Raw genomic sequence first — 17,360 nt, 5'->3', positions numbered from 1 at the left:
CGCCCCCCCGAAACCGCGTATCGCAACGGGAAAAATGTAACCACAATTTGCTACACACTCAGGTCACCGGGATAATAGCGCCGCGCGCGCCTTGCCGTGCAGGGGGCCACAACGCGCCTCCCGATGCTTCACCATGGACTGGAAGCCCCACAGAGGGCGGGATCGAATCACGTGTTCACTTTCGACATCGCGCATTGGCGTGCCTGGGCCCCGGGCCTGGCGTCCGTGCAAGACTGGCAGCGCTGGAGCGCCGCACCCGAGGTGGCCGCCGATGGCGAGGGCGCACCGGATGTGTCGTTCCTGCCGGCTATGCAACGGCGGCGCCTCAGCCGCCTGGCGCGCATGGCGTTTCACGTTGCCTGGCCTTTGGCAGAAGGCTATGACCGCCTGCCGTTCATTTTCGTTTCACGCCATGGCGAAACACCGCGCACCTTCGAGCTGCTGACCGAGCTCGCCCGGGGCGAACCACTGTCGCCCACTCACTTTAGCCTGTCGGTGCACAACGCGGTGATCGGCCTGTGGTCGATCCTGCGCGGGCAAACCTGCGAAATGGCCGCGCTGGCCGCCGAGGGCGACGGCCTGGAGCACGGCCTGCTCGAAGCCTGCGCGCTGCTCGCCGAAGGCGCCCCGGCGGTACTGCTGGTAGTGGCCGAAGAGCAACCCCCGCAGGCCTACGGGCAATGGGTCAACGATGTGCCATTCCCTTACGCCCTGGGCCTGTTGATCACCCCCGGCCAGCGCTGCCAGCTCAGCCTGGGCCATGCCCCGGCCACCGCCCCGGCCGCCCTGCCCCATGCCTTGAGCTTGCTCCAGGCCCTGGCCGGGGCGCACCCCCACCTGCACCACTGCTGGAAGCACCGCGCATGGAACTGGCAACTGACGCACTGAGCCCCCGCCGGGGCGGCAGCTATTACCGGCGTTTGCTCGCCACCGGCCTGAGCTTCGCGCTGTTCGGCATCGGTGGGCTGTGCCTGCGGCTGCTGGTGTTCCCACTGCTCGGCTGCCTGCCTGGCGGCGTGGCGCGCCAGCGCGACCGCGCGCGGCACTTGGTCAGTTGGCTGTTCTGGCAGTTCATCCGCTTCATGCGCGCCAGCGGCGTGCTCACCTTCGAGGTCAACGGTGGCGAGCGCCTCGGCCAGCCGGGGCAAATGGTCATCGCCAACCACCCTTCGCTGATCGACGTGGTGTTTCTCATCGGGCTGATGCGCAACGCCAACTGCGTGGTCAAGCAAAGCCTCTGGCGCAACCCGTTCACCCGCGGCCCGGTGCGCGCCGCGCAGTACATCAGCAACGACGGCAGCCTGGCGATGCTCGACACCGCCGTGGCGGCGTTGCAGGGCGGCCAGGCGCTGATCATCTTCCCTGAAGGCACCCGCACCACCCCCGGCCAGGCGCCGGCGTTCCACCGCGGCGCGGCGGCGATCGCCCTGCGTGGGGCACGGGTGATCACCCCGGTGACCATCCGCGTAACCCCCACCACCCTGACCAAGGCCGAGCCCTGGTACCGCATCCCGTGCCGGCGCGTGCACTTCAGCTTCAGCGTGGGCGCCGACATCACCCCGGCCAGCTTCAGTGCCCTGGGGCCGCCGCCCAAGGCCTCACGCCTGCTCAACGACCATCTGCACCAACACTATCTCAAGGAGCTCAGGCTGGATGAGCGCACTGCACACTGAAATCAAGCAACTGATCATCGACGCCCTGGGCCTGGAAGACATCAGCACCCACGACATCGGCGACGACCTCACCCTGTTCGGCGAAGGCCTGGGGCTGGACTCGGTCGACGCCCTGGAGCTGGGCCTGGCCATCCAGAAGCGCTACGGCATCAAGATCGACGCCGACGACAAGAACACCCGTACCCATTTTCAATCCGTTGCCAGCCTCGCGGCGTTCGTGACCGCGAAACAGGCCGCCTGAGACCGTACCATGCAAACCCGTGAAGACATTTTCCAGGCCTTGAAGGCCGCCCTGGTCGAGCTGTTCGAGATCGAGCCGCAGCGCGTGACCCTGGAAGCCCACCTGTATCAGGACCTCGAGATCGACAGCATCGATGCCGTCGACCTGATCGACCACATCAAGCGCCAGACCGGCAAGAAGATCGCCGCCGAAGACTTCAAGTCGGTGCGCACCGTGGGCGATGTGGTCGAGGCCGTTCACCGCATGGTCGCCACCGCCGCATGAAGCAGTGGGCGGGCGCGGCGTTACTGCTGATGGGGTTGCTGTACCCCTTTGCGGTGCACTACGGGATGGGGCACTTCGCCCCCTGGCAATTCGCCGCGCTGCTGGCACTGCTGTGGGCCGGCCGCGCGCTGGCCGGCGGTGGCCAGCGCTGGCTGGCAGGGCTGGCGCTGGCGTTCTGCGCGGCCTTGGCCTGGGCCGATGACCCACGCTGGCTGCGCGCCTACCCGGTGCTGATCAGCGCCGCGCTGCTGGCGGTGTTCGGCCTGAGCCTGGTGCGCGGCATGCCGATGGTCGAGCGCCTGGCGCGGCTGCGCGAGCCGAAGTTGCCGCCCCAGGCGGTGCGTTACACGCGCCGGGTCACCCAGGTGTGGTGCCTGTTCTTCCTCGGCAACGGCCTGGCCGCCGCCGCCCTCGCGGCCTGGGCGCCGCTGGCCTGGTGGACGCTCTACACCGGGGTGATCGCCTACGCCTTGATGGGCCTGCTGTTCGCCGGCGAATGGCTGCTGCGGCAGCGGCTGAGGGCCAGCGCATGAACTGGCTGGCACCCGAACACCTGCTGCTCGAACCGCTGCCTGGGCGCCCGGTCAGCCATGGCCCGGCCCTGGCCCATGACCAGTGGCTGGCCGCCGTGCTGGCCTGCGCCGGCGCGCTGCAGGCCCAGGGCGTGCGCCGGGTGGCGATCTGCCTGGAAGACGCCGCGGTGTTTTCCATCGCGCTGTTCGGCGCCTGGCGCTGCGGCGCCCAGGTCATGCTGCCGCCCGACCTGCAGCCGCACACCCGCCAACGCTGGGCGGCCGAGGCCGAGCTGTGGATCACCCAGGCCGATGAACTGCCCCAGGGCACGCCACTGGCCCCCGCCGCGCTCGGCCTGGATGCCTGCCAACTGAGCCTGTGCACCTCCGGTTCCAGCGGCGAGCCGAAGAAAATCGATAAAACCCTGGGCCAGTTGGCCAATGAAGTGGCCGCCCTCGAACAACTCTGGGGCCCGGCCCTGGGCGAGGCGACGGTGATCGGCAGCGTGGCCACCCAGCACATCTACGGCTTGCTGTTCCGCGTGCTCTGGCCGCTGTGCGCCGGGCGCGCCACGCTGCGCCGGCAGTTGCCGTTCGCCGAAGACCTGCAACAAGCCAGCCGCGAGCACCCGGCCTTCGCCTGGGTGGCCAGCCCGGCGCTGCTCAAGCGCATGGGCGGCAACCTCGACTGGCCGGCGCTGGCCAAGGTGGCGCGGGTGTTTTCCTCCGGTGGCGCGCTGCCGGCCAGTGCCGCGGCTGAACTGGCCGAACGCCTGGGCCAGTGGCCGGCGGAGGTGCTGGGCAGCTCGGAAACCGGCGGCATCGCCTGGCGCCAGGGTGGCGACTGGTGGCAGCCGTTCGCTGGCGTGCAGCTCGGCCTGGATGAACACGGCGCCCTGCAGGTAGCCTCGCCGTACCTGCCCGCGGGCCATGTAGAGGCCACCCAGGATGCCGCCGAGCTCAACGCCAGCGGCCAGTTGCGCCTGCTGGGGCGGCTCGACCGCATCGTCAAGCTGGAAGAAAAACGCATCTCGCTGCCGATGCTCGAACAGGCACTGGCCGCCCACCCGTGGGTGGAAGACGCCCGCCTCGGCCTGGTGCAGGGCGGCCGCGCCAACCTCGGCGCGCTGCTGGTGCTCAGCCGCGCCGGCCTGCACGCCTTGCGCAGCCAGGGCCGCCGCGCGCTCACCGCGGGCCTGCGGGAACACCTGGCCGGGCACTGCGAAGCCCTGGCCCTGCCGCGGCGCTGGCGGTTCGTCACGCAGTTGCCGTTCAACGCCCAGGGCAAGCTGCCCCAGGCCAGCATTGAAGCGCTGCTGCACGCCGAACGCCCACGCGCGCCGGAACAGCTCAGCGCCGAACAAAACGCCAACGGCGAATGGGCGCTGCAACTGCGGGTGCCGGTCGACCTCGCCTGCTTCACCGGCCACTTCCCCAGCGCCCCGGTGCTGCCGGGGGTGGTGCAGGTCGATTGGGCGCTGCAACTGGGCCGCGAACGGCTGGCGCTGCCGCCCCGCTTCGCCGGCATGGAAGTGCTGAAGTTCCAGCAACTGGTGCGCCCGGGGGACCCCTTGCAGCTCACCCTGCGTTTCGACGCCGAGCGCGGCAAGCTGTACTTCGCCTACAGCCGCGACGGCGCGCCCTGCTCCAGCGGCCGCGTGGTGCTGGAGGCCGCCGATGCATAAGCCCTGCGCGGTGATCCCGGTGTACAACCACGAACGCGCGGTGCCGGCGGTGGTGCACGCATTGCTGGCCGAGGGCCTGCCCTGCGTGCTGGTCGACGACGCCAGCCACGCGCCCTGCGCCAGCGTACTGGATGCGCTGGCCGCACAGCCCAACACCTGGCTGGTGCGCCTGCCGGCCAACCAGGGCAAGGGCGGCGCGGTCATGGCCGGCCTGCGCGAGGCCCAGCGCCTGGGCTTCAGCCACGCCCTGCAGGTAGACGCCGACGGCCAGCACGACCTCGCCGACGTGCGGCGCTTTATCAGCGCCTCGGCCGAGCGCCCTGGCGCGCTGATCTGCGGCTACCCGCAATACGACGCCAGCGTGCCCAAGGGCCGCCTCTACGCGCGCTACCTCACCCACGTATGGGTGTGGATCAACACCTTGTCGCTGAGCATTCCGGATTCGATGTGCGGCTTTCGCGTGTACCCGCTGGCGCCGGTGCTGGCGATGCTGGCCCAGGCCCGGCTGGGCCGGCGCATGGACTTCGACCCCGAGGTGCTGGTGCGCCTGCACTGGCGTAACCAGCCGATGCACTGGCTGCAAACCCGCGTGCACTACCCGAGCGATGGCGTGTCGCACTTTCGCCCCTTCGAAGACAACGTGCTGATCTCGCGCATGCACGCGCGGCTGTTCTTCGGCATGTTGCTGCGCTGGCCGGCGATTCTCTGGCGGCGCCTGGCGCCAGGCCGGGGCGCCCGATGAGCGAGCCACAGGCCCACTGGGCCGCGCACCGCGAGCGCGGCAGCTTCTGGCTGATGAAGCTCACCGCCTGGGGCGTGAAGGTTCTCGGCCGGCGCGCGCTGGCGCCGCTGATCTACGCCATCGTGCTGTACTTCTTCGTGTTTGGCCGGCGCGCCCGCCAAGCCGCCTGGCAGTACCAAACGCGGCTGGCGGCCTGGGCCGGGCAACCGGCGCTGGCGCCCAGCCAGCGCTCGGTGTTTGGCCAGTTCATGGCCTTTGCCGACGCCCTGCTGGACAAACTCGACGTGTGGAACGGCAAGCTGGGCTTCGAGCACATCAGCATCGACGACCCGGCCGGCCTGCGCAGCCAATTGCGCAGCGGCCGCGGGCAGATGCTGGTGGGCGCGCACCTGGGCAACCTCGAGGTGTGCCGCGCGCTGGCCGAGCTCGGCGAGCGGGTGGCGATGAACGTGCTGGTGCACACCCGCCACGCCGAACGCTTCAACCGCCTGCTCGGCGAAGCCGGCGCCAGCCATGTGCGGCTGGTGCAGGTGAGCGAGCTGGACCCGGCAACCATGCTGCAACTGAGCGAACGCCTGGAGCGCGGCGAGTGGCTGGCGATTGCCGGCGACCGCGTGCCGCTGCACGGCGGGCGCACCGTGACCGTGGACTTTCTCGGCGCCCCGGCGGCCTTCCCGCAAGGGCCGTGGCTGCTCGCCGGGTTGCTCAAGTGCCCGGTGAACCTACTGTTCTGCCTCAAGCACGAGGGGCGCTACCGGGTCAGCCTGGAGCCCTTCGCCAATGCCATTACCTGGCGCCGGCCAGAGCGCGAGCAGGCCATCGGCCAATGGGCGGCACGCTATGCCGAGCGCCTGGGCCACTATGCCCAGCGCGCGCCGCGCCAGTGGTACAACTTCTATTCGTTCTGGAAACCGCCCCATGTCTGAGCCGGTCACCTTCGGCCCCGCGCCGCTCTCCATCGAACAGGTCGTGGCGCTGGCCCGCCTGCAGGCCCCCACCCGCCTGGAACAGGCGCCGGCCTGGCGTGAAAGCATCGCCCGTGGCGCGCGGTTTCTCGACACCCTACTGGCCAAGGAAGGGGTGATCTACGGCGTGACCACCGGTTACGGCGACTCCTGCGTGGTCGGCGTGCCGGCCGAGCATGTGGAAGCGCTGCCGCGCCACCTGTACACCTTCCATGGCTGCGGCCTGGGCGAGGTGCTCGACGCCGAAGCCACCCGCGCGGTGCTGGCCGCGCGCCTGCAATCGTTGGCCTTCGGCATGAGCGGCGTGCGCCTGGAACTGCTCGAGCGCCTGCAGGCGTTTCTCGCCGAAGGCGTGCTGCCAATCATCCCCCAGGAGGGCTCGGTGGGCGCCAGCGGCGACCTCACGCCGCTGTCGTACGTGGCCGCGGCCCTCTGCGGCGAGCGCGAAGTGCTCTACCAAGGCGAACGCCGCAGCAGCGCCGAGGTGCACCGGGCACTGGGCTGGCAGCCCCTGGTGCTGCGCCCCAAGGAAGCGCTGGCGCTGATGAACGGCACCGCGGTGATGACCGGCCTGGCCTGCCTGGCCTTCAGCCGCGCGCAGTACCTGCTGCGCCTGGCCACGCGCATCACCGCGCTGAACGTGCTGGCGCTGCAGGGCAACCCCGAGCACTTCGACGAACGCCTGTTCAGCGCCAAGCCCCACCCCGGCCAGGCCCAGGTGGCCGCCTGGCTGCGCCAGGACCTGGCCCTTGATGCCCCCGCCGCGCCGCTGCACCGCCTGCAAGACCGCTACTCACTGCGCTGCGCGCCGCACGTACTGGGGGTGCTGGCCGACAGCCTGGGCTGGTTGCGCGGGTTTATCGAAACCGAGCTGAACAGCGCCAACGACAACCCGATCATCGACGCCGAGCACGAACGGGTGCTGCATGGCGGGCACTTCTATGGCGGGCACATCGCCTTTGCCATGGACAGCCTGAAAACCCTGGTGGCCAACGTCGCCGACCTGCTCGACCGGCAGCTCGCGCTGCTGGTAGACGTGCGCTACAACCACGGCCTGCCGAGCAACCTCTCCGGCGCCGCGCCGGCCCGCGCGATGATCAACCACGGCTTCAAAGCGGTGCAGATCGGCGCCAGCGCCTGGACCGCCGAAGCGCTCAAGCTGACCATGCCGGCCAGCGTGTTCTCGCGTTCCACCGAATGCCACAACCAAGACAAAGTCAGCATGGGCACCATCGCCGCGCGCGACGCCCTGCGGGTGCTGGCGCTCACCGAACAGGTGGCCGCCGCCACCCTGCTAGCGGCCAACCAGGGCGTGTGGCTGCGTGGCCAGGCCCACGATGCGCGGCCACTGCCGCCGGCGTTGGCGGCGATGCACGAGCAACTGCTGGGTGAGTTCGCCCCGCTCGAAGAAGACCGCGCGCTGGAAGCCGAGCTGCGCCACTGCCTGGAGCGGATCGCCGCGCAGCACTGGGAGATGGCCGATGCGTAGCCAGGGCGTGATCCACGCCAACACCGAGGTGCTGGTGCCGTTCTTCGACGTCGACAGCATGGATGTGGTCTGGCACGGCCATTACGTGAAGTACCTCGAGGTGGCGCGCTGCGCGCTGCTCGAGCAGATCGGCCACAACTACGTGCAGATGCGCGCGTCGGGCTACGCCTGGCCGGTGATCGACCTGCAACTGCGCTACATCCGCGGCGCCACCTTCGGCCAGCGGCTGGTGGTGCGCGCCGACCTGGTGGAATGGGAGAACCGCTTGAAGATCCACTACCTGATCAGCTGCGCCGCCAGCGGCGAACGGCTGACCCGCGCCAGCACCGTGCAGGTGGCGGTGGCCATCGCCAGCCGCGAAATGCAACTGGCCTCGCCGCAGGTGTTCCTCGACGCCGTACAGAGGGCCTTGCCATGAAGCGCCTGTTCGCCCTGCTGTGCCTGGCCTTGGCCGGGTTGCCCTGCAGTGCCCAGGCGCTGAGCCTGGATGAACTCGCCGCCCAACTGGGCAAGCCGGCCGCCGTGCGCGGGCCGTTCGTGCAGGAAAAATACCTGCGCAGCCTGCCGCAGCCGCTCACCAGCCGCGGCGAGTTCGTGCTGGCGCGGGACCACGGCCTGCTCTGGCTGCTGCAAACACCACTGCGCCAGGACTACCGCATCGACGACAACGGCCTCTGGCGCCGCGACGCCAACGGCTGGCAGGCGCTGCCGGCGAAAACCGCCGGGGCCGAGCAAAACCGGCTGTTCTTTGCCGTGCTGCGTGGCGATGCCACGGCGCTGAACAAAGACTTCGAGCTCAGCCTGCAAGGCGACCTGGCCCACTGGCAGGTGCAGCTGACGCCGCGCTCGCTGCTGCTCAAGCAAGTGTTCAGCCACATCGACCTGCAAGGCGGGCAGTACGTCGAGCAGATCGAGCTGTTCGAAACCCAGGGCGACCGCACCCTGCTGCGGCTGCCGGCCAGCACCGGCAGCGATGCCCTGAGCGCCACGGAGCAACAAGCCTTTGCGCACTGAGCGCGGCCTGCCGCGGCTGTTCCTGCTGCTGTTGCTGGCGCTGCTGGCGCTGGCCGGCTGGCAGTGGCGCGGCGCGGCGCCGGTGTCGGCCGACCTGATGGCGCTGGTGCCGGGTGACCACAGCGACGCCTTGGTGCACGCCGCCGAGCAACGCATGCAGGCCCCGCTCAACCGTGAACTGCTGGTGCTGGTAGGCCACCCCGAGCAAGGCCAGGCGATTGCCCTGGCGCGCCAGTTGGGTGAGCAATGGCAGGCCAGCGGGCTGTTCGAACAAGTGCAGTGGTCGCTGCAGGCCGACCTCCCAACGGTGCGCCAGCAATTGCTGCAAGGCCGCCTGGCAATGCTCGCCAGCGCCGACCGCGCGCAACTGCTTGGCCAGCCGGAGGCGTTCATCCAGCAGCGCCTGCAAGCACTGTTCGACCCCTTCACCGGCTTCAGCCTGGTGCCCAGCCAGGACGACTGGCTGGGCCTCAGCCAACGCATTCAGAACAGCCAGCCGCAGCACGCCAATGTGCAACTGGACCTCAACAGCGGCGCCCTGCTGGCCCACGCCGAGGGCAACACCTGGGTGCTGCTGCGGGCGCGCACCGCCGGCAATGCCTTTGACCTGCACCTGCCGGAACGAATCGCCGCGCGGGTGGCCGAGGCCCGCGAGCAAAGCAGCCGTGCTGGCGGGCAACTGCTGGCCGCCAGTGGCCTGCTGTATGCCGCCAATGGCCAGCAACAGGCGCGCAACGAGATCACTTGGGTCGGCGGCGGCGCCACCCTGGGGATCATCGCCCTGTTGCTGGTGGCCTTCCGCCGCGCCCGCGTGCTGCTGGCGTTGCTGCCGGTGGCGGTGGGCATGCTCGCCGGCACCACCCTGTGCGTGGCGGTGTTCGGCCAGGTGCACGTGATGACCCTGGTGCTCGGCGCCAGCCTGATCGGGGTGGCGGTCGATTACCCGCTGCACTACCTGAGCAAATGCTGGAGCCTGCGCCCCTGGCAGGCCTGGCCGGCGCTGCGGGCCACCCTGCCGGGGCTGGCGCTGAGCCTGGCCACCAGTTGCATCGGTTACCTGGCGCTGGCCTTCACGCCGTTCCCGGCCCTGACCCAGATCGCGTTGTTTTCCGCCGGCGGCCTGTGCGGCGCCTGGCTCACCGCCACCTGCCTGCTGCCGGCGCTGTTCAAGGCCGGCGCGCCGCGCCCGGCGGCCTGGCCGCTGGCGCTGGCCGAACGTTTGGTCAGCCTGCGCCTGGCCCTGCTGGCGCGGGTCAACAGCTACTGGCTGCTGGCCGGCCTGCTGCTGGTGTGCGCTGGCGGGGTGTACCAGTTGCAGGTGCGCAACGACCTGCGCCAGTGGATCGACAGCTCGCCAGCACTGCTCGCCCAGGCCAAGGCGGTGGCGCGCATCACCGGTTACCAGCCCACCAGCCAGTTCTTCCTGGTGCAGGGCCGTGACGAAGGCGAGCTGCTGGCCCGCCAACAGGCGCTGGCCGAGCGCCTGCAGCCGTTGGTGGCGGCGCACCAGTTGCAAGGCTTCATGGCCCTCAGCCAACTGGTCAGCGCGCCGGCCGAGCAAGCGGCGCTGCGCGAGGGGCTGGCCCAGCTACCCGCCCACTGGCAGCCGCTGGTGGCGGCCGGGGTGCCCGAGGCGGCCTTGCGCGCCGAGCTGGCGCAGCTTCAGCAACTGCCGGTGCTCAGCATTGAGCAAGCCCTCGCCGGGCCACTTGGCGAGCCCTGGCGCTTGCTCTGGTTGGGCCCCAATGCCCACGGCGTGGCCGGCGCGGTGAGCCTGCAGGGGCTGGCCGACGCCACCTTGCTGGCGCACGCCGCCGACGGCCTGCCCGGCGTGCAGTGGGTCGACCGCCTGGGCGCGCTGAACCACACCTTTGCCGCCACCCAGGTCAGCGCCGCAGAACTCAAGCTGCTCTCTTGCGGGTTGATCCTACTGTTGTTGATCGCGCCCTTTGGCCTCGGCGGCGCCGCCAAGCTGGTCGCCCTGCCGTTGCTGGCGGCGCTGTGCAGCCTGGCCGGGCTGGGCTGGCTGGGGCAACCGCTCACCCTCTTCAGCGTGTTCGGCCTGCTGCTGGCCACGGCGATCAGCGTGGATTACGCAATCCTCATGCGCGAGCAGGTGGGGGGGACCGCCACCAGCCTGCTCGGCACCTTGCTGGCGGCCATCACCACGTGGTTGTCGTTCGGGCTGCTGATGGTGTCGAGCACCCCGGCGGTGAGCAACTTCGGCCTGGCGGTCAGCCTGGGGCTGGTGTTCAGCTTTTTGCTCGCGCCCTGGGCGGCCAAACCCAACCCCGCCAAGGAGGCATCCCGATGATGGTCGCACTGTTCTGGCTGGCCACCCTGGGGCTGTTCGCCCTGGCCACCGGCCTGGGCCGCCGCGCCGGGTTGATCCCGATCGTCAGCCAATTGCTGCTGGCCGGGCTCGGCCTGCCGTTGCTGATGCTCTACGGCGTGCAGCCGCACTGGCACCTCGACGGTGCCGCGCTGGTGGCCCCCGCCTGGGTGCACGCGCTGTACAGCGGCGCCTTTGCGCTGTTGCTGGGGCAGATCATCGGCGATGTGATCGGCCTCGACCTGAACCGCCAAAGCCTGAAGATTGCCGCCCCCAGCTTTGCCGTGCCGTTCAGCGCCGGGCTGGCGCTGGCCGCCTGGCTACTGCCGGGGCTGCCGTGGCTCAGCCACCTGGCGTTGGGGCTGGTGTTCGCCATTACCGCGATCCCGGTGCTGTACCTGTACCTCAAGCACATCGGCTACCCGCCCGAGGCCACCGCGCGGCTGATGCAGGCGGCGATCATCATCGACCTGGCCTGCTGGAGCCTGCTCGGCCTGGCCCAGGGCAGCCTGCACCTGGCCAGCCTGCTGTGGCCGCTGCTGGCGGCATTCAGCCCGTGGCTGCTGCATGTGTGCCGGGTACGCGCGCCGTGGGCCTACAGCCTGCTGTTTTTCGCGCTGTTGGTGGCCGCCGAGCAACTGCGCTTGAACGCGTTGCTGCTGGGCGTGGGCTACGTGCTCAACCTGGCCTGGTTGGGCAAGCCGCTGGTGCCGCCGTTGCCCGCACGCTGGCTGGGCCCGCTGCAGAACGGCGTGGCCATCCCGCTGCTGCTCACTGCCGGTATCGTCCAGGTAGACCTCGCCGGGGCCCTGGCCAGCCTGAGCCTGGCGCAGTGGCTGGCGCTGCTGCTGGCGCCCACCGTGGCGAAAATCGCCGGCAACTGGCTGGGCTTGGCCTGGGCCGGCATGCCGCGCGCCGAGCGTTGGCCGCAGGCGCTGCTGCTGAACATTCGCGGCCTGAGCGAAATCGTGTTCCTCAACCTGCTGCTCAAGCAGCAGTTGATCAGCCCCGCCGCCTACCTGGCGCTGATGCTCATGGGCCTGATCGCCACCCTGATGCCCGCCCTGGCCGGTTTGCACCGCGCCAGGCCCCGCCCTTCCGAAACCGCCAGGAGGCACCGTGCCTGATACCCCAGAGCCCCTTCACCCTATCGTCGTGATCGGCGCCGGCCCCGCCGGCGCCATCGCCGCCGCGCTGCTCAAGCGCCGTGGCCATGAGGTGCTGATCATCGAGCGCCAGCGCTTCCCGCGCTTCTCCATCGGTGAAAGCCTGCTCTCGCACTGCCTGGATTTCGTCGAGGAAGCCGGCATGCTGCCGGCGGTGCAGGCCGCGGGCTTCCAGCTGAAGAACGGCGCGGCGTTCGCCTGGGGCGAGCGCTACACCGCGTTCGACTTCGGGCAAACCTCGAGCAACGGCCGGCCAACCACCTTCCAGGTGCAGCGCGCGGACTTCGACAAGGTGCTGGCCGACCAGGCCGAGGCCCAGGGCGTGGTGGTGCGCTATGAAGAAGAGGTCATCCGCGTGGACTTCTCGGCCCAGCCACAGCTGTGGGTGCGCCGCGCCGACGGCAGCGAGTACCACCTGGCGGCAAGCTTCGTGCTCGACGCCAGCGGCTATGGCCGGGTGCTGCCGCGCCTGCTCGACCTCGAAGCGCCAAGCGCCTTCCCGGTGCGCCGGGCGGTGTTCACCCACCTCGAAGACCGCATCACCGGCCCGGGCTTCGACCGCGAGAAAATCCTCATCACCACCCACCCCGAACACCGCGATGTGTGGTTCTGGACCATCCCCTTCAGCAACGGCCGCTGCTCGCTGGGCGTGGTCGCCGGCGAGGAGCATTACGCCGGTAAGCTCGACGACCTCGATGCCTGCCTGAAGGGCTTTGTGGCGAGCACGCCAAGCCTGGCGCGGGTGCTGGAACAGGCGCGCTGGGACACCCCCGCGCGCACCCTCGGCGGCTACGCGGCGAACGTCAAGCGCCTGCACGGCCCGGGCTTTGCCCTGCTGGGCAACGCGGCGGAATTCCTCGACCCGGTGTTCTCCTCGGGGGTGACCATCGCCATGCGTTCGGCGAGCATGGCCGCGGCACTGCTGCACCGCCAATTGCAAGGCGAGGCGGTAGACTGGCAAGGCGAGTTCGCCACGCCCCTGCAGCGCGGCGTGGATGCCTTCCGCGCCTACGTTGAGGGCTGGTACGCCGGGTACTTCCAGGACGTGATCTACTACCCCGACGCCCAGGCGAACATTCGCGAGATGATCTGCTCGATCCTCGCCGGCTACGCCTGGGATGAAAGCAACCCCTTTGTACGTGAACCCCAGCGGCGCCTGCGGATGCTCGCCGAAGTGTGCCAGGGGAGCCTCGCGTGAGGCGCCTGTACGGCTTTTGCCTGCTGGCGCTGATGCTGCTCGCCGGTTGCGCCGGCCACCCGCCGCTGCCGGCCGATACGCCACGCCTGCAACTGCCGCTGCAACTGCACGTGGTGCGCCAGCAGGGCGACCAGCACGAAGACTGGATGCTCGTGGTGCAGGAAGAAAACGGCGCGCTGCGCTGGTCGCTGCTGGATTTTCTCGGCATCCCCCAGGCCCGCCAGCGCCTGCTCGGCCACCGCTGGGAAGCCGACGGCCTGCTGCCGCCCAACCCGGCGGCGCGTGAGCTGTTCGCCGGCCTGCTGTTTGCCCTCACCCCCGACGACCAACTGCTCGCCAGCTACCCGAAGGCCAGCCGTGATGGCACCCTACGCAGCCTGGGTAGCCGCTGGACGGTGAACTACGGCCAGCCGTTGTACTTTTCCCTGAACCTTGCGCACGGTTTGCATTACATGGTCAGCCCGTTGCCCGCCGAGATCACAGAATGACCGCGTTTCTCAACGCCCTGGGCCTGAACTGCGCCCTGGGGCAAAACCAGGCTGCCGTCGCCGCCGCGCTGCTGGCCGGCGACAGCAGCGGGCTGCGCCGCCAGGCCGGCTGGCTGCCCGAAGGCCTGGCGCTGGTGGCGCCGCTGCGTGGCCCGGAGCCGGCCGCGCTGGCGCCAGCCCTGGCCGCCCACGGCAGCCGCAACAACCGCCTGCTGCTGCAGGCCGCCGGGCAGATCGAAGCGCCCCTGCGCGAGGCCGTGCAGCGTTACGGCGCGGCGCGGGTGGCGGTGATCCTCGGCACCAGCACCTCGGGCATCGAGGAATCCCGCGGCGGCCTGCAGGCTTACTTGCACAGCGGCGCGCTGCCGGCAGGCTACCCCTACCCGCAGCAACTGTTGGAGTCCCCGGCCGAGTGCCTGGCGCAGTGGCTGGGCAGCCAGGGCCCGACCTACGTGATCTCCACCGCCTGCACCTCCAGCGGCCGGGCGCTGATGAGCGCGCGCCGGCTGTTGGCGATGAACGCCGTGGATGCGGTGGTGTGCGGCGGGGTAGACACCCTCTGCCAGCTCACCGTGGCCGGTTTCAGCTCGCTGGCAGCGGTCTCCGCCGAGCGCTGCAACCCCTGCTCGGCGAACCGCGACGGCATCAACATCGGTGAGGCGGCGGTGGTGTTCCTGATGACCCGCGAGCGCCCCACCGAGGGCCCGGCGATCGCCCTGCTCGGCGCCGGCGCCAGCTCCGACGCGCACCATATCTCGGCCCCCGCCCCCGACGGCGCCGGGGCCATCAGCGCCATGCGCCAGGCCTTGGCCCAGGCCGGGCTGGCGCCCGAGCAGATCGGCTACCTGAACCTGCACGGCACCGCCACGCTGCACAACGACGCCATGGAAAGCCTGGCGGTGGCCGCGGTCTTCCCCCAGGGCGTGCCGTGCTCATCGACCAAACCCATGAGCGGCCACACCCTCGGCGCCGCGGCGGCGCTGGAGGCGGCGTTCTGCTGGCTGAGCCTGCAGCACCGGCAACTGCCGCCACACCTGTGGGACGGCGTGGCCGACCCAGGCCTGCCGGCGCTGCGCCTGGCCGAGCCCGGCCAGCCGTTGCTGCAGCCGTACCTGATGAGCAATTCATTCGCCTTTGGCGGCAATAACGTCAGCCTGGTGATCGGAGCCGCCCCATGATCGACTGGCCCATCGCAGAGCTGCTGCCCCACGCCGGCAACATGATCCTGCTCGACGGCGTGCTGCGCTTCGACGACGACAGCCTCGAGGCCTGCGCCACCGTGCGCCCGGGCGGCCCCTTCAACGACCCCGACGGCAGCCTGCCGGCCTGGGCCGGCGTCGAACTGATGGCGCAGGCCATCGCCGCCTACGCCGGCTGCCGCGCGCGCCGCGAAGGGGTGCCGATCGCCATGGGTTTCTTGCTCGGCACCCGCAAGTACAGCTGCAACGTAGAGCGCTTCCCCGCCGGTAGCCGCTTGACCCTGCGCGCCCTGCGCTCGCTCGAAGACGAGAGCGGCATGGGCGTTTTCGAATGCCACATCAGCGGCGACGGGCTGCAGGCCGAGGCACGCTTGAACGTGTATCGGCCGCCCAACGCCGGTGATTATCTGGCCCACGTACAGGAAACACCCCATGACTGACACCATCCTGGTCACCGGCTCCAGCCGCGGCATTGGCCGGGCCATCGCCCTGCGCCTGGCCCAGGCCGGCTTCGACCTCGTGCTGCATTGCCGTGCCGGCCTCGCCGAGGCCCAAGCCGTGGCCGCCGAGGTGCAGGCCCTGGGCCGCAACGCCCGGGTGCTGCAATTCGACGTGGCCGACCGCGGCGCCTGCCGGCAGGCCTTGGAGGCCGACGTAGAAGCCTTTGGCGCCTATTACGGCGTGGTCTGCAACGCCGGCCTGACCCGCGACGGCGCCTTCCCGGCGCTCACCGACGCCGATTGGGACCAAGTGCTGCGCACCAACCTCGACGGCTTCTACAACGTGCTGCACCCGTTGACGATGCCGATGATCCGCCGCCGCGCGCCGGGGCGTATCGTTTGCATCACCTCGGTGTCGGGGCTGATCGGCAACCGTGGCCAGGTGAATTACAGCGCCTCGAAGGCCGGCGTGATCGGCGCGGCCAAGGCCCTCGCGGTCGAGCTGGCGAAACGCAAGATCACCGTGAACTGCGTGGCGCCAGGGTTGATCGACACGGCCATGCTCGATGAACAAGTACCGGTCGAAGAACTGCTGAAGATGATCCCGGCGCAGCGCATGGGCACCCCCGAAGAGGTGGCCGGCGCGGTGAACTTCCTGATGTCGGCCGAGGCTGGCTACATCACCCGCCAAGTGCTCGCGGTGAACGGGGGGCTGTGCTGATGAAACGCGTGGTTGTCACCGGCATGGCCGGCATCACCGCCCTGGGCAGCGACTGGGCGAGCATTGCCGCGCAGTTCGAGGCCGGCCGCAGCGGCATCCGGCGCATGGCTGAATGGGACCGTTTCGAAGAACTGGGCACCCGCCTGGCCGGCCCGGTAGACGGCTTTGCCGTGCCGGCGCACTGGACGCGCAAACAATTGCGCAGCATGGGCCGGGTGTCGCGCCTGGCCGTGGCTGCCTCGGAACGGGCCCTGGCCGATGCCGGCCTGCTCGGCGCGGCAGCCATCACCGACGGCCGGATGGGCGTGGCCTGTGGTTCGTCGACCGGCAGCACCGATGAAATCAAAGCCTTCGGCAACATGCTGCTCAATTCGGTGGCCGACGGGCTCAACGCCAACTCGTACGTGCGGATGATGCCGCACACCACCGCGGCGAACATCAGCATCTTCTTTGGCCTGACCGGGCGCCTGATCCCCACCTCCAGCGCCTGCACCAGCGGCAGCCAGGGCATCGGCTATGCCTATGAGGCGATCAAGTTCGGCCGCCTGCCGCTGATGCTCGCCGGCGGCGCCGAAGAGCTGTGCCCCACCGAGGCGATGGTGTTCGACGCGCTGTACGCCACCAGCCTGAAGAACGACACCCCACACCTGAGCCCGCGCCCCTACGACAGCGGCCGCGACGGCCTGGTGATCGGCGAAGGCGCTGGCATGCTGGTGCTAGAGGAGCTGGAACACGCCCGTGCCCGTGGCGCGACCATCTACGCGGAAATCGTCGGCTTCGGCAGCAACGCCGACGGCCAGCACAGCACCCGCCCCGAGCAGGCGACCATGCGCCGGGCCATGGAGCTGGCGCTGGAAGACGCCGGCCTGCCCGCCGAAGCAGTCGGCTACGTGAACGGCCACGGCACCGCCACCGAGCAGGGCGACATCGCCGAAACCCTGGCCACCAGCAGTTTGTTCGGCCCGCGCATGCCGATCAGCTCGCAAAAAAGCTTCCTCGGCCACACCCTCGGCGCCTGCGGCGCGCTGGAGTCGTGGTTCACCATCGAGATGCTGCGCGGTGAGCGCTACGTGCACACCCTCAACCTCGACGACGTCGACCCACGCTGCGGCGAGCTCGACTACCTGCGCGGCGGCCTGCGGGTGATGAGCCACGAATACGCGATGAACAACAATTTCGCCTTCGGCGGGGTGAACACCTCGTTGATTTTCAAACGCTGGACCTAAACCAC

General features: G+C 69.9%; 19 protein-coding genes. All 19 read left to right on the top strand.

Annotated elements, in window-relative coordinates; all coding sequences use genetic code 11:
* Positions 1–123: 123 nt before the first annotated feature.
* Genes ACFZCE_RS09690 through ACFZCE_RS09600 form a run of 19 tightly spaced genes read left to right on the top strand, consistent with a single transcriptional unit; the run spans position 124 to position 17,355 of the window.
* On the top strand, positions 124–888 hold the full coding sequence (locus tag ACFZCE_RS09690; RefSeq protein WP_390938362.1) for a beta-ketoacyl synthase chain length factor: 765 nt from the start codon (positions 124–126) through the stop codon (positions 886–888).
* The gene (locus tag ACFZCE_RS09685; protein WP_390938361.1) at positions 864–1,673 is read left to right on the top strand and encodes a 1-acyl-sn-glycerol-3-phosphate acyltransferase; all 810 of its coding nucleotides are present in this window, start codon (positions 864–866) and stop codon (positions 1,671–1,673) included. The genes ACFZCE_RS09690 and ACFZCE_RS09685 overlap by 25 nt, the downstream gene beginning before the upstream one ends.
* Positions 1,654–1,914: a phosphopantetheine-binding protein gene (locus tag ACFZCE_RS09680; protein ID WP_390938359.1), complete on the top strand. Its 261-nt coding sequence runs from the start codon at positions 1,654–1,656 to the stop codon at positions 1,912–1,914. The genes ACFZCE_RS09685 and ACFZCE_RS09680 overlap by 20 nt, the downstream gene beginning before the upstream one ends.
* Positions 1,915–1,923: 9 nt before the next feature.
* On the top strand, positions 1,924–2,178 hold the full coding sequence (locus ACFZCE_RS09675) for an acyl carrier protein (protein WP_390938357.1): 255 nt from the start codon (positions 1,924–1,926) through the stop codon (positions 2,176–2,178).
* On the top strand, positions 2,175–2,711 hold the full coding sequence (locus ACFZCE_RS09670; RefSeq protein WP_390938354.1) for a hypothetical protein: 537 nt from the start codon (positions 2,175–2,177) through the stop codon (positions 2,709–2,711). Before ACFZCE_RS09675 ends, ACFZCE_RS09670 begins: the two co-directional genes overlap by 4 nt.
* Positions 2,708–4,375 carry an AMP-binding protein gene (locus ACFZCE_RS09665; RefSeq protein WP_390938353.1) on the top strand — a complete coding sequence of 556 codons (1,668 nt, stop codon included), beginning with the start codon at positions 2,708–2,710 and terminating at the stop codon, positions 4,373–4,375. The genes ACFZCE_RS09670 and ACFZCE_RS09665 overlap by 4 nt, the downstream gene beginning before the upstream one ends.
* The gene (locus tag ACFZCE_RS09660) at positions 4,368–5,117 is read left to right on the top strand and encodes a glycosyltransferase (protein ID WP_390938351.1); all 750 of its coding nucleotides are present in this window, start codon (positions 4,368–4,370) and stop codon (positions 5,115–5,117) included. Before ACFZCE_RS09665 ends, ACFZCE_RS09660 begins: the two co-directional genes overlap by 8 nt.
* Positions 5,114–6,043, top strand: coding sequence for a glycosyl transferase (locus ACFZCE_RS09655; protein ID WP_390938350.1), 930 nt, complete (start codon positions 5,114–5,116; stop codon positions 6,041–6,043). The genes ACFZCE_RS09660 and ACFZCE_RS09655 overlap by 4 nt, the downstream gene beginning before the upstream one ends.
* On the top strand, positions 6,036–7,571 hold the full coding sequence (hutH, locus tag ACFZCE_RS09650) for an aromatic amino acid lyase (protein WP_390938348.1): 1,536 nt from the start codon (positions 6,036–6,038) through the stop codon (positions 7,569–7,571). Before ACFZCE_RS09655 ends, hutH begins: the two co-directional genes overlap by 8 nt.
* On the top strand, positions 7,564–7,989 hold the full coding sequence (locus ACFZCE_RS09645; RefSeq protein WP_390938346.1) for a thioesterase family protein: 426 nt from the start codon (positions 7,564–7,566) through the stop codon (positions 7,987–7,989). The genes hutH and ACFZCE_RS09645 overlap by 8 nt, the downstream gene beginning before the upstream one ends.
* Positions 7,986–8,585: a LolA-related protein gene (locus ACFZCE_RS09640; RefSeq protein WP_390938344.1), complete on the top strand. Its 600-nt coding sequence runs from the start codon at positions 7,986–7,988 to the stop codon at positions 8,583–8,585. Before ACFZCE_RS09645 ends, ACFZCE_RS09640 begins: the two co-directional genes overlap by 4 nt.
* Entirely contained in the window at positions 8,575–10,899 is a 2,325-nt protein-coding gene (locus ACFZCE_RS09635) for an MMPL family transporter (RefSeq protein WP_390938343.1), read from the top strand. The genes ACFZCE_RS09640 and ACFZCE_RS09635 overlap by 11 nt, the downstream gene beginning before the upstream one ends.
* Positions 10,896–12,044, top strand: a complete 1,149-nt coding sequence (locus tag ACFZCE_RS09630; RefSeq protein WP_390938341.1) for a sodium:proton antiporter — start codon at positions 10,896–10,898, stop codon at positions 12,042–12,044. Before ACFZCE_RS09635 ends, ACFZCE_RS09630 begins: the two co-directional genes overlap by 4 nt.
* Positions 12,037–13,281: a tryptophan 7-halogenase gene (locus tag ACFZCE_RS09625; protein WP_390938340.1), complete on the top strand. Its 1,245-nt coding sequence runs from the start codon at positions 12,037–12,039 to the stop codon at positions 13,279–13,281. Before ACFZCE_RS09630 ends, ACFZCE_RS09625 begins: the two co-directional genes overlap by 8 nt.
* Positions 13,278–13,769, top strand: a complete 492-nt coding sequence (locus ACFZCE_RS09620; RefSeq protein WP_390938338.1) for a hypothetical protein — start codon at positions 13,278–13,280, stop codon at positions 13,767–13,769. Before ACFZCE_RS09625 ends, ACFZCE_RS09620 begins: the two co-directional genes overlap by 4 nt.
* On the top strand, positions 13,766–14,947 hold the full coding sequence (locus tag ACFZCE_RS09615; RefSeq protein ID WP_390938337.1) for a beta-ketoacyl-ACP synthase: 1,182 nt from the start codon (positions 13,766–13,768) through the stop codon (positions 14,945–14,947). Before ACFZCE_RS09620 ends, ACFZCE_RS09615 begins: the two co-directional genes overlap by 4 nt.
* The gene (locus ACFZCE_RS09610; protein ID WP_390938335.1) at positions 14,944–15,408 is read left to right on the top strand and encodes a 3-hydroxylacyl-ACP dehydratase; all 465 of its coding nucleotides are present in this window, start codon (positions 14,944–14,946) and stop codon (positions 15,406–15,408) included. The genes ACFZCE_RS09615 and ACFZCE_RS09610 overlap by 4 nt, the downstream gene beginning before the upstream one ends.
* Positions 15,401–16,129 (top strand): 3-oxoacyl-ACP reductase FabG, encoded by a 729-nt coding sequence (gene fabG / locus ACFZCE_RS09605; RefSeq protein WP_390938333.1) that lies wholly within the window; start codon positions 15,401–15,403, stop codon positions 16,127–16,129. Before ACFZCE_RS09610 ends, fabG begins: the two co-directional genes overlap by 8 nt.
* Positions 16,129–17,355: a beta-ketoacyl-ACP synthase gene (locus ACFZCE_RS09600; RefSeq protein ID WP_390938332.1), complete on the top strand. Its 1,227-nt coding sequence runs from the start codon at positions 16,129–16,131 to the stop codon at positions 17,353–17,355. The genes fabG and ACFZCE_RS09600 overlap by 1 nt, the downstream gene beginning before the upstream one ends.
* Positions 17,356–17,360: the final 5 nt, after the last annotated feature.

Origin of the sequence: Pseudomonas sp. NPDC007930, from assembly GCF_042958985.1 — a bacterium.
In the GTDB taxonomy this organism is placed as follows: Bacteria; Pseudomonadota; Gammaproteobacteria; order Pseudomonadales; family Pseudomonadaceae; genus Aquipseudomonas.
The sequence above is the reverse complement of the archived record's forward strand: the minus strand, read 5'-3'. Positions and strand labels throughout refer to the sequence as shown.